This window comes from Roseibium sp. AS2 (assembly GCF_038900065.1).
Lineage (GTDB): Bacteria > Pseudomonadota > Alphaproteobacteria > Rhizobiales > Stappiaceae > Roseibium.
In genome coordinates, this window is the sequence record NZ_JBBMQN010000008.1 from 76781 (window position 1) to 88630 (window position 11850).

Sequence of the window (11850 nt, forward strand, 5' to 3'; positions counted from 1 at the left end):
TATGTCGGTTTGACTGTGTCCAGTTGATTTGGAAACAGGAGACCTGTGATGGGCCTTTTCGGAGTGATGCGCAGCGGCGTTTCCGGCATGAACGCGCAATCGAGCAAGCTCGGTACCGTTGCCGAAAACATCATGAACTCGAGCACGACAGGCTACAAAAGAGCCCAGTCGGAATTTTCTTCCCTGGTCGTTTCGCAAGGAGCGGGCTCGTTCAATTCGGGTGGTGTCGAGGCACAGACCCAGTATCAGGTGACGAAGCAGGGCAACATCAGTTTCACCACCTCCAAGCTGGACCTTGCCGTCGATGGCAACGGCTTCTTCGTGGTCGGCAATGAAACGGGGGAAAGCTTCCTGACACGCGCCGGCCATTTCGTGCCGGACGGCGACGGTTTTCTTCTGAACACCGCCGGCTACTACCTGCAGGGCTACCCGATCGACGGCAACACGGCCCCGACGACCGTCGCCAACGGCCTGGGCGGCCTGGAGCGGATCAACATCACCCAGAACCAGCTGGAAGCGACACCGTCCAGCGAAGCCTTTCTGAGGGTCAATGTCAGCGAGGACGCGGCCATCGTGCCGGCGGCCGATCTGCCGTCGGCGAACGCCGCGACATCGACCTTTTCCCACAAGACCTCGATGATCGTCTATGACAATCTCGGCAACGAGGTGAAGCTCGACGTCTATTATTCCAAGGTGACGGAAACAGCCACGGACTCCGACTGGGAAGTCGCCGTCTATGACGCCGCCGATGCCGCGGTAGGCGGCGGATTTCCCTATGGCGCCCCCGCGCTGAACACCCAGACTCTGACCTTCGACGTCACCACAGGCAACCTGACCGGTGCCAGCCCGACGGACATCAATATCACGGTCCCCAACGGCGGTACCTTCGACCTGGATCTCGACCAGTCGACCTATCTCAATGCCGACTTCACCGTGACCAATGTGGATGCCAACGGCAACGCGCCGAGTTCGGTCAAGAACGTCGAGTTCGACGACGACGGCACGCTCTACGCCATCTACGAAAACGGCGACCGCCGGGCGATCTACCAGATCCCGATTGCCAACGTCCCCAGTCCCGACAGGCTCACGCCGACCTCCGGCAATGTCTACAGCACGTCCTTCGATTCAGGCGATGTGCGCGTCAGTTTCGCCGGCGAGGGTGGCATGGGCACGATCAAGGTCGGTGGGCTGGAGGATTCCAACGTCGATCTCGGCAACGAACTGACCTCCATGATCGAATCCCAGCGGACCTACACCGCAAACTCGCAAGTTTTCAAGGCAGGGTCCGATCTGCTGGAGCAGCTCGTGAACCTGGTCCGCTAACGCGGTCACACCACAAACTGGAAAGTTCAGACCATGAGTTTGTCCGTCGCCCTCAAGGTTGCCCAGTCCGCTCTGGCGGCAAGGCAAACGGAATCCTCCGTGATCGCCCGGAATGTTTCGGGCGCCCAGGATCCCGGCTATTCCAGAAAGTCCGTTCTGCTGAGCCAGACCTATACCGACAGCGGCCAGGCCGGTGGCCTCAAGGTCGACGGCATCGGGCGGGTCACAGACAGCGCGCTCTATTCCTCGCTGCTCCAGTCCACGTCGACCGGAACGTCTCAGGAATCGGTGCTCGCTGGATTGACCCGTCTGGCGGAAACCACCGGGGATACCGAGAACCAGATGTCGGCCGCGGCGCGGCTTGGAGAGTTGAAGCTGTCGATCCAGAACTTCGCTTCCGACCCCAACAATGCCATCCAGGCGCAGGACGTCCTGCAGTCTTCCAAGACCATGGTCAACACCCTGCAATCGAACTCCGCGCTGGTTCAGGACGTGCGGGCCGACGCGGATGCCGACATGGCGACCTCGGTCCGGGAAATCAACACGTTGTTGTCGCAGCTTGAGGATCTCAATTCGGTCATCGTGCGCGGTACGCAGGCAGGTTCGGACGTGAGCGATGCGCTCGACAGCCGGGACCAGGTGCTGTTGAGCCTGTCCGAGGAAATCGGCATCACGACCCTCAATCGCAGCGACGGCGACATCGTTGTCTATACCGACAGCGGCGTGACCCTGTTCGAGACCACGGCCAGGGAGGTCTCCTTTGAGCCGACGGTTGTCTACGGCGCGGCCACAACGGGGAATTCGGTCACGGTCGACGGTGTTCCCGTCGCCGGACCGGGAGCCGTCATGGAGATCAGATCCGGTCGCCTGCACGGTCTTGCCGAACTGCGCGACGATGTCGCCGTGACCTATCAGAACCAGCTCGACGAAATCGCCCGCGGTCTCATCGAAGCCTTTGCCGAGAGCGACCAGAGCGGCGGCGGCGGGCCTGACCAGGCCGGCCTGTTCACCTGGACTGGCGGTCCGGCCCTGCCGGCCGCGGCGACCCTGGTTCCCGGACTGGCCGCGGAAATCTCCATCAATGCCAATGCCGACCCGGATCAGGGCGGCGATCTCGATCGTCTGCGTGATGGCGGCATCTCCGATCCGCTCGATCCCGACTACGATTACAACCCTTCTGGAGCGGCCGGATATTCAGACCGCCTGCAGGAGCTGGTTTCGGCTTTCGACGCGGACACCGTCTTCGACGGCTCTGCCGAACTGGACCCGTCGGATTCGCTCAGCGGTTATGCGGCGTCCTCGGTCAGCTGGCTGGAAAGCGGCCGCAAGACCATGACCAGCAATGTCGAGGTGCAGAGCGTCATTCTCGGACGCACGGCGGAGAACCTCAACAACAAGACCGGCGTCAACATCGACGAGGAAATGACGCTGCTTCTCCAGATCGAACGGTCCTATTCGGCGGCATCCCGCCTGATCTCGGCCGTCGATGCCATGCTCGAAGATCTTCTGGCCGCAGCGAGGTAAGCCATGAAAACCACCTACATATCGACGATCTCCCTTGCCGACGCCTCGCGCAGGCAGATCCAGAACCAGTCCAGCCTCGTCCAGAAACTCGGTGTGGAATTGTCTTCCGGCCGCAAATTCGACGTCGGTCTCGATCTCGGGACCCGGACGGGCGAAGCGGTGTCGCTGCGGTCCGAATTCAACTTTCTGGATGGCATCATCGACACCAATGCGCTGGCCGCCTCCCGCCTGGATGTCAGTCAGGCGGCCATGGCCGACATCCTGAGCGATGCCAATGACTTTCTGTCGACGCTTGTCGCCCTGCGCGAGAACGACGGCAGCTCGGATATCGTCAAGGCGGATGCCGTCGGAAACATGGAACTGCTGACCTCGCGGCTCAACAGCCAGCTGAACGGCAGCTTCGTCTTTGCCGGCATCAATTCCGACGTGGAGCCGATTGCGGACTATTCCGATCCCGGGTCTGCCAACAAGATCGCCGCCGACCTCGCATTCTTCACGGAATTCGGCATCACCCAGTCCGATCCGGGTGTCGCCGCGATCACGCCTTCCGCCATGGACACCTACCTGAACGGCGCATTCGAAACCATGTTCACGGATCCGGCCTGGGGCACTTCCTGGTCCAGCGCCTCCAGCAGTGTCATGGTCAGCCGGATTTCGGCAAGCGAGACGGTGAACAGCTCCGTCAGCGCCAATGAGCAGGCCTTCCGGGACCTTGCGGCCGCCTACACCATGATGTCGGATCTCGGCAACGAGAACCTGGATCCCGGCACCTGGAAAACAGTGGTCGACAAGGCGATCGAAAAGGTCGGGTCCGGGATTGCCGGCGTGACCAGCCAGATGGGCAAACTCGGCAATGTTCAGGAACAGGTCAGTCTCGCCAGCGATCGCCTCAAGGTCCAGACCGACATCCTGAACCGGCGCATCAACGATCTTGAAAACGTGAATTCCGAGGAAACGGCGGTTCGATTGAACACCGCGCTGACCCAGCTTGAAACCAGCTATGCGGTGACTGCCCGCATGCAGGGTCTCAGCATCCTCAACTACCTGTGACGGTCGGACTGACCGCACGCAGCCATACCAACCTTGAGAGGGCCCATGTACAACCTGTCTTACGCCGAGGTTATGGACGATCTCTGCCCCGACCAGAGACTCAACGAGCATGAGGCAATGTCGATCGTGATCGACAAGCTGAACATTGCCAGTGAACACGGCATCAAGTCTTCGGAAGCCGTGGACGCGCTGTTCTTCACCAGGCGCTTGTGGAGCTATTTCCTCGAACACCTGGCGGATGATGCCAATGAACTGCCCATCGAGACACGGGCGAACCTGATCTCGGTCGGAATCTGGGTGCTGAAGGAAGTCGAGTCCCTGCGCCAGTGGGAACAGAACGACTTTGCCGACATCATCCAGATCAATTCCATCATCCGCGACAGCCTGGACGGGTAAACTCATGAAAATCGGATTGAAAGCAGGCGAACGCCTGTTCATCAACGGAGCGGTGATCCGCGCCGAACGCAAAACCAATATCGAGCTGATGAACGACGCGGTGTTCCTGCTCGAGGCTCATGTACTGCAGCCGGAGGAAGCGACCACGCCGTTGCGGCAGCTCTATTTCATCCTGCAGACGATGATCATGGATCCGGCCTCCGCGAGTGCCGTCCGGGACATGTTCCACATGGTGCTCGGATCGGTGAAGTCGGCCTTCACGAGCCGGGAAATCCTGGGGAGGCTGGAAGAAGTCGAAGAACTTGCAAAATCCGAACGCTGGTTCGAAGCCATGAAGCTGGTGCGGGCGCTTTACCCGGTCGAGGCGCGGCTGATGCTTGCCGAAATGAACAAGGAGACACCGGCGGATCGCGCGGTTTCGCGCCGCGCGGCCCCCAGTCGATTTCACAGCGGTCCGCAACTGGCCGCAGTCTAAGGAGTGACAAAATGACAAGCGTAGAAGGTGTTTCGGCAACCCAGACCGCGGGAACCGCATCGGCAGCCCAGGAAAGCCTGACGGTCGATTACGATGCGTTTCTGCAACTTATGATGGCGCAGATGCAGAACCAGGATCCGACAAATCCAATGGATGCGTCCGAGCAGCTGTCGCAGCTGGCAAGCTTCAGTCAGGTGGAACAGTCCATCCAGACCAATGCCAAGCTGGAAACCCTGTTGACCAACATGTCCTTCGGCCAGGTCGACGACCTGATTGGCCGCACCGTTACCGACCCCAATGGCACGACGGGCGTTGTCGAGCGTGTCGAGGTCTATTCGGACGGCACGGTTTTGGGTCTGGACAATGGCGAAGGCATCCTGCTTGGGCCAGGTGTCACCATCTCCTGAGCGGACAGCGCAACATGAACGAAATTGACGCACTGGACCTGGTCAGGACCGCCATCTGGACGATCCTGGTCGGGTCCGCTCCCGCGATCGTGCCGGCGATGATCGTCGGTATCGGCATCGCGCTGATGCAGGCCCTGACCCAGGTCCAGGAAGTGACGCTGACCTTCATCCCGAAGATCGTGGCCATTCTGGTCATGATCGTTGTCGCGGGTCCGTTCATCGGCGGCCAGATCTATACCCTGACCACCCTGATCTACAGCCGTATCGAGACCGGTTTCTAGACAAGCTTTTGCTTGTATGAGAGGGCGATGTCCGGCACCGCAAGGGCGATCGGCTCTTGCGGCTCCGCAGGTTGCGGCAGGCCTGCATCGCGCTTGATACGCGGAGCTCTGCAGGAGTTCCACGGAGCCCGACCCGGTCCGTTTTTTCATTCGCTTCCGTGATTTTCCGACGTCCAAAAAGCCTCGCGCAAGCTTCAGGCGCGAGGTTGCCTGTCAGCAGACACGCAGCAGAGGGACGGCATGACAGACACTTCCATTTCGCCGGGGGCGGACGGCGTTCCGGACAGCCGCCGGGACATTGCCTTCGCTCTCGGTATCATTGTCATTCTCGCGGTCCTGTTCCTGCCGATACCGGCATTTCTGATCGACATTGGCCTTGCCATGTCGATCGCCCTTTCCGTCCTGATCCTCATGGTGGCGTTGTGGATCCAGAAACCGCTGGATTTCTCGTCTTTTCCGACAATCCTCCTGATTGCCACCATGCTGAGGCTGTCCCTCAACATCGCCACAACGCGCGTCATTCTGGCCAATGGCCATGAAGGGCTGAATGCGGCCGGCTATGTCATCAACGGCTTCTCGCAATTCGTGATGAGCGGTGACTTCGTCATCGGACTGATCGTGTTCGCGATTTTGATCACGGTGAACTTCCTGGTGATCACCAAGGGTGCGACCCGCATCGCGGAGGTCGGCGCGCGGTTCACCCTGGATTCCATTCCCGGCAAGCAGATGGCCATCGACGCGGACCTGTCCGCCGGTCTCATCGACGAGAAGGCCGCCCAGCAGCGGCGCAAGGAACTGGAGGAGGAGAGTTCCTTCTTCGGCGCGATGGACGGGGCGTCGAAATTCGTGCGCGGCGATGCCATTGCCGGCCTGATCATCACCGCCGTCAACATCCTCGGCGGTATCATCATCGGCGTCACGCGCTACGACATGAGTGTCTCCAGCGCCGCCGACGTCTTCACCAAGCTTTCCGTCGGCGACGGTCTGGTCTCCCAGATCCCGGCGCTGATCGTGTCGCTGGCCGCCGGCTTGCTGGTGTCCAAGGGGGGGACGAGAGGTTCGACGGACAAGGCTGTTCTCGGACAGCTCGGCGGGTATCCAAGGGCACTGTTCGTGGCCGCGGTGCTGATGGCTGTTTTCGCGCTGATGCCGGGGCTGCCCCTGATGCCCTTCATGCTGCTGGCAGGACTGATGGGCTTCATCGGCTATACCATTCCCAGGCGGTTGGCGGCGCAGAAGAAGGTTGCGGTGGAAAAACAGCGGGCCGCCGATGAGCAGGCGAAGCTGGAGGAAAAGGATTCGGTCAAGGAAACGCTGAAATCCGCCGAGGTCGAACTCGTGCTCGGCAAGCAGCTGTCAGCCGAACTGATGACAAGAACCGGCGAACTGGCCCGGCGGGTCGCCAAGATGCGGCGCAAGTTCGCCGAGCAATATGGCTTCGTCGTCCCGGACATCCGGGTCACCGACAGCCTGATCCTCGATCCCAAGAGCTACCAGATCCGGATCCACGGAACCATCATCACGTCGCAACTGCTGAAGGTCGGCGAGCTTCTGGTCATTCCGAATTCCGACGCACCCCTGCCGGTGCCGGCCGACGAGACCCGGGAACCGGCATTTGGCATGCCTGCCTACTGGGTGCCGCAGGCCTACAAGGACGAGTTGACGCGCAGCGGCCTGATGCCGGCGGAGAACATCACCGTCATTCTGACGCATCTGAGCGAAGTGATCCGCAACAACCTGCCGCAACTGCTCTCCTACAAGGACATGCGCAAGCTGCTGGACCGGCTCGATCCGGAGTATCAGAAGCTTCTGGACGACATCTGCCCGGCGCACACGTCCTTCTCCGGACTGCAGGCGGTACTCAAGTTGCTGCTGGCCGAGCGGGTGTCCATCCGCAACCTGAACCTGATCCTGGAAGCTGTCGCAGAGATCGTGCCCCATGTCCGCCGGTCGGAGCAGGTGGTTGAACACGTGCGCATGCGCATTGCCCAGCAGATCTGCGGTGATCTGTCCGAAGGCGGGCCGCTTCATGTGCTCCGGCTGGGCAACCGCTGGGACCTGGCTTTCCACAACGCGCTGAAGCGGGACGGCAAGGGGGACGTGATCGAGTTCGATATCGAACCGCAACTGGTGGAGGAATTCGGCACGCAGATGTCCGATGCGGTGAAGAAACACATGAAGGACGGCAGCCGGTTCACCATCGTTGCCGCGCCGGACGCCCGGCCTTACGTGCGCATGATCGTGGAAAGGATGTTCCCGACGCTGCCGGTGCTGTCGCATCTGGAGATCGCCAGAGGTGTCGATGTTGTCGCGCTCGGAAGTGTTTCGTGATTTCCGGCGGGCTCTCCTTCGGCACTTTCGGCGCCTCGATGCTGCTGGCGGTGTTCCTGCTGTTCTGCCGGATCGGCGCCTGTCTGATGATCATTCCCGGTTTCGGCAGCAACCGGATACCGATGCGCGTGCGTCTGTTCGTGGCAGTGTCCGTTTCGCTGGCCCTGTCACCGCTGCTCGCGTCCGGCATACAGGCAGCACTGCCCGACGAGCGTCTGGGCACGGTCGCCTGGTTCATCGGTACGGAACTGCTGACGGGTGCCTTTATCGGCTTTCTCGGCCGGATCTTTCTGGCTGCCCTGGAGACGTTGACGACACTGGTCTCCATGGCGATCGGTCTTTCCAACATGCCGGGCATGCCCATCGACGGTACGGATTCCCTGCCGCCGGTCGCCAACCTGTTCACGGTGACGGCGACCGCGATGGTGTTCATTACCAATCAGCACTGGGAAATCCTGCGTGGCCTGGTGGCGTCCTATGAGGCGATCCTTCCCGGGCAACCGCTCGCAGCGGTGACCAGTCTGGAGCAGTTCGCTGAACAGATGGGCCGAACCTTCATTCTGGCCTTGCGTGTGTGCAGTCCGTTCATCGTCTACACGGTGGTGGTCAACATGGCGGTCGGGCTGGTCAACAAGCTGACCCCGCAAATTCCGGTCTATTTCATCTCGATGCCGTTCGTGATCGCCGGCGGTCTCTACTTCCTTTATCTAGTCATCGCGGAAGCTATCATGATCTTCCTCGACGGCTACTTCCAATGGCTCCAGCTGGGTTAGTTCAAACTGACCTTGAAAGGCTCCGGTTCGATGGCACGAAACAGTCAGGATATCGAACGTTTGTTCCGCATGCAGAAGCAAATCTTCCTGTTCTCCTCCTGGCTTCTGCAAAAGCTCGATGCCCAGGTCTACCAGCTCAACGAAAAGGAGCGGCGCATCCTGCTGGCCCTTTCCAACGGGGACCTGGCCCAGCACGACCGCTTCATTGCCAACGCGGCGGAGCGTCTGCGCAGGATCATCGAGGAAATGTCACGCCTCAGCGAGGCCCGTGCCAAGGTCAATTCGGAATATGACCGCCAGCGCCTGATGCTGAAACTGATGGCCGAACGCCTGTCGAAGATGCGCGGCGAGGAAATGCGCGCCGAAGAGGAACGCGATCTCCTGGATCTCCTGGAACGCCGGTACGGCTGAATGCGCGTCGGTGCGCAAGCCTCCCGCAAGCTGGGTGCGGTAGATGTTCGAGTGCAAACAGGGTCCGGCAAAGCCCGATTGCGTTCCCACCTGTCACTTGCCGGATCCTGTTTGCACCAGACGTATTTGCAAGGAGCTTGTCATGGCGATCACGCCACCGTCAGACCTTATTCTGGAAGTCTCCAAGGCAGCCGATCCGGTCGGCCTCAGAGAGGCCACCAGCCGCCTCCGGTCGATCGCCGCCGGCGGTTCCGGCGATGGCTTCGCGCTTGCCTTCAAAGGCGCTTCCAGCCGGGTTTCCCCGGACGGAAATGGTTTTCGTGCGGCAGGATCGACGGCCTTGGGCGGATCAGCCTCCAGGTCGCCGGGCGAGAAGTTCGAGGCGATGATCCTCACCCAGTTCGTGGAGACCATGCTGCCGGACGACGCCGAAATGGTGTTCGGCAAGGGCGCTTCCGGGGAAATCTGGAAATCCATGCTGGCTGAACAGGTCGCCACCCAGCTTGCCGCAAGTGGCGGCGTCGGCTTTGCCGACATGATCTCGGATTCGCTTGAGCACGGAGTAAAAGCATAATGAACGCACGCCAGGAGACTGACACCCCGAAGTCTGACACCCCGAACAGCGGTGTGACGGAAACCACGCAGGTCTCGACGGAAATCGTCGTGCAGGCCGATCGGCCGGACCCGGTCCGGTCGACGCCGTTGACCGTCGCGGTCCGGCGCGCCATCAGGGCGGTGCGTGACGAGACACGGGCGCTCCGGTCCAATCCGACGACCGATCTCAAGGCGTTCGAATACGGCAAGAGCCAGGCGCTTCTTGACCTGACAAGGGCCCGCTCGCTGGTGCCCCCGGGCGCCTTTTCCGACGATCTCCGGCAGGAGCTGGCCGCGTTCAAGGCGGCACTGGAGGAAAACGTCGGACTTCTGCACATGCACATGAACGCGGTTTCGGAAGTGGTGCAGATGATGTCCCGGACGATGATCGATTTTGACAGCGACGGAACCTACCAGGCGCCGTTTCCGGAGCCGGCGCGATGATCAAGTTGCTGGCCTCCGGCCTGTGGTTGTCCGCAACCATGCTGGTTTCCGGCTACGGCACCGCGCAGTTCATTGCAGGACAGAAGCGGGTCGGCGAGGTGGAACCCTCCTTTGTCGGGCTCGATTACGAATCGGTCAACCCGGTCAACGTGCCCATCCTGTCCGACGGCATTCTCCAGGGATATGTGGTCATCAAGATGGTGTTCACCGCCGATGGAGACACGTTGCGCCGGCTGCCGGTGCCGCCGCACCCCTTCCTTGTCGACGAGGCTTTCCGGGTGCTCTATTCGGACGAAACTCTCGATTTTGGCAGCCTTGAACGCTACGATCTCAAGGCCTTCACCAAACGCCTGAAACAATCCACCAACAACCGCCTGGGACAGGCGGTCGTCAACGAAGTCCTGGTGGAGGAGTTCAATTATTTCAACAAGGACGACGTGATCACGCACTAGCTGCAGCGTGCGGTCCTGGCCGGCGATCTGGCCCTGCCGTCCCGGAAGTGCCGGCGCTCGTTCAAAAAAAGCCGGCCAGTTCCGCCCATGTCCTGAGAGCTGGAAGTCTCACAGGACCTGGTCGGAGACTGTGAGATCCGGGTTCATTTTTCAGGATCAAAGATCGTGTTTATTGCTTGAAACATCGTGTTGTAGACACCGATTTCGTTTTTTGCGAAATCCCCGTGAGGCACCGCCTTCTTTGCCTCATAAATCAGATCTGCCTTGATGGCTTCGAGGTCCACGCCTGTCATGCGAGCGTGGTTTGAAAGCTCTACATGCAGGCGCTTGGCGATGCCGGCATAGGCGACCATTGCCGTCACCATGAGGGCCGGATCCTCCGGGATGGGGATTTTTTTCATTCTTGCAGGTTCCATCGTTTTGAAAACGTCATTCTGGCGCTAACGTGCCTAGCGGATGTTTCTAGCACGACAAATCCTGAATCCTGTCGGTATCCTGCCAGGAAACGGTTGGTCGTTTTCAGCCCTTCAGGAGAGTGACTTGCCTCGTCAAATGCAAACAATGATATTGCCGCTGCTGTGTGTGCTTGCGGTTGCAGGCTGTCAGTCGACCGGGACGCCGGCACCGGAGGCTTCAGCTTCGCCCGGGAACCGGTGCGAGAAACTGAAGCGGGAGAGCTTCTACAACACCGATACCGGCCGGTCGGTCGCCAACGCGACCTGTAAGGGCGTTTTCCTGACCATGTCCAATACGGAGTCTACCCAGTGGGTTCATCGCGAGGTTGTCCGTCAGCGTTCCTGCAAGGCGCGGACCGGGAAACTGTGTGAGGACTGAGGCGGAAGACCTGTTGTGACCGGCGGCCCGAGCGACTGCAGGTCCTCAGCGGCCGGCGTGACGCCAAGGCCAGGAAAGCCGGCCCAATGCCTACCTCAGCCGCGCATCCTTCAATGCCTCGAGCAGCATCTCCGTCTCCCGGACCCTGTCGCCGCCGGCGTCGGGGGCCTCGACATAGGAGACGTTGACCGCGTTGTCGGGCCAGGCCAGTACCGCGGTGAAATAGATCCAGACGCCCTTGTTGAAGAATTCCAGATCAAGCGAGATCTTCGGGGTCTCGTCCCATTCCACCTCCGCCTGGGCGGCCATGGAGTAGCGCAGGGAGCCGTCCTTGAAGAACAGCTCGGCCGACGTCTTGATCAGTTCCTCGATATTGCCGTGCTGGTCGGTGCGGATGTAGGCCACGAAATCAACGACATCGACGAGCTTCAGATCCTCGATGAAATCGGTGAGGGCGGAGGCGATTGCTTCCTGGCGTTGCCGGTCGCTTTCCAGCGGCGACTGCATGGTGCTTTTACCTTCCGGCCGCTCGTGCATTCTCCGCACCTCCAAATA

Annotated in this window: 15 protein-coding genes; 13 read left to right on the forward strand and 2 right to left on the reverse strand. The window is 60.5% G+C overall.

Translation table 11 applies throughout. The annotated features are described in order from the left end of the window. The first annotated feature begins 48 nt into the window (after positions 1-48). From WNZ15_RS21440 to WNZ15_RS21500, 13 genes are all read left to right on the forward strand, one after another. On the forward strand, positions 49-1323 hold the full coding sequence (locus tag WNZ15_RS21440) for a flagellar hook protein FlgE (protein WP_342895068.1): 1275 nt from the start codon (positions 49-51) through the stop codon (positions 1321-1323). Between the two features lie 33 nt (positions 1324-1356). Further along, entirely contained in the window at positions 1357-2847 is a 1491-nt protein-coding gene (gene flgK, locus WNZ15_RS21445; protein ID WP_342895069.1) for a flagellar hook-associated protein FlgK, read from the forward strand. Between the two features lie 3 nt (positions 2848-2850). Next, a complete protein-coding gene (locus tag WNZ15_RS21450) occupies positions 2851-3897 on the forward strand; it encodes a flagellar hook-associated family protein (protein ID WP_342895070.1) in 1047 nt (348 codons plus the stop codon). A gap of 45 nt (positions 3898-3942) precedes the next feature. After that, positions 3943-4293 carry a flagellar biosynthesis regulator FlaF gene (gene flaF / locus WNZ15_RS21455; RefSeq protein WP_342895071.1) on the forward strand — a complete coding sequence of 117 codons (351 nt, stop codon included), beginning with the start codon at positions 3943-3945 and terminating at the stop codon, positions 4291-4293. A gap of 4 nt (positions 4294-4297) precedes the next feature. Beyond that, positions 4298-4768 (forward strand): flagellar biosynthesis repressor FlbT, encoded by a 471-nt coding sequence (gene flbT / locus WNZ15_RS21460; protein ID WP_342895072.1) that lies wholly within the window; start codon positions 4298-4300, stop codon positions 4766-4768. An 11-nt stretch (positions 4769-4779) separates the two neighbouring features. Continuing rightward, positions 4780-5175 (forward strand): flagellar hook assembly protein FlgD, encoded by a 396-nt coding sequence (gene flgD / locus WNZ15_RS21465; RefSeq protein WP_342895073.1) that lies wholly within the window; start codon positions 4780-4782, stop codon positions 5173-5175. 14 nt (positions 5176-5189) lie between these two features. Beyond that, entirely contained in the window at positions 5190-5456 is a 267-nt protein-coding gene (locus WNZ15_RS21470) for a flagellar biosynthetic protein FliQ (RefSeq protein WP_342895074.1), read from the forward strand. A gap of 240 nt (positions 5457-5696) precedes the next feature. After that, the gene (flhA, locus tag WNZ15_RS21475; RefSeq protein ID WP_342895075.1) at positions 5697-7787 is read left to right on the forward strand and encodes a flagellar biosynthesis protein FlhA; all 2091 of its coding nucleotides are present in this window, start codon (positions 5697-5699) and stop codon (positions 7785-7787) included. After that, the gene (fliR, locus tag WNZ15_RS21480) at positions 7784-8560 is read left to right on the forward strand and encodes a flagellar biosynthesis protein FliR (RefSeq protein ID WP_342895076.1); all 777 of its coding nucleotides are present in this window, start codon (positions 7784-7786) and stop codon (positions 8558-8560) included. Before flhA ends, fliR begins: the two co-directional genes overlap by 4 nt. A 30-nt stretch (positions 8561-8590) precedes the next feature. Beyond that, positions 8591-8971 carry a flagellar biosynthesis protein R gene (locus WNZ15_RS21485; RefSeq protein ID WP_342895077.1) on the forward strand — a complete coding sequence of 127 codons (381 nt, stop codon included), beginning with the start codon at positions 8591-8593 and terminating at the stop codon, positions 8969-8971. A gap of 142 nt (positions 8972-9113) precedes the next feature. After that, positions 9114-9545: a rod-binding protein gene (locus WNZ15_RS21490; RefSeq protein WP_342895078.1), complete on the forward strand. Its 432-nt coding sequence runs from the start codon at positions 9114-9116 to the stop codon at positions 9543-9545. After that, positions 9545-10009: a hypothetical protein gene (locus WNZ15_RS21495; protein ID WP_342895079.1), complete on the forward strand. Its 465-nt coding sequence runs from the start codon at positions 9545-9547 to the stop codon at positions 10007-10009. Before WNZ15_RS21490 ends, WNZ15_RS21495 begins: the two co-directional genes overlap by 1 nt. Further along, positions 10006-10461 (forward strand): hypothetical protein, encoded by a 456-nt coding sequence (locus tag WNZ15_RS21500; protein ID WP_342895080.1) that lies wholly within the window; start codon positions 10006-10008, stop codon positions 10459-10461. The genes WNZ15_RS21495 and WNZ15_RS21500 overlap by 4 nt, the downstream gene beginning before the upstream one ends. 143 nt (positions 10462-10604) lie before the next feature. On the opposite strand, the gene WNZ15_RS21505 is transcribed toward WNZ15_RS21500, so the two are convergent. Then, positions 10605-10862, reverse strand: coding sequence for a hypothetical protein (locus tag WNZ15_RS21505; protein ID WP_342895081.1), 258 nt, complete (start codon positions 10860-10862; stop codon positions 10605-10607). A gap of 523 nt (positions 10863-11385) precedes the next feature. Further along, entirely contained in the window at positions 11386-11832 is a 447-nt protein-coding gene (locus WNZ15_RS21510; RefSeq protein ID WP_342895082.1) for a hypothetical protein, read from the reverse strand. Positions 11833-11850 lie beyond the last annotated feature (18 nt).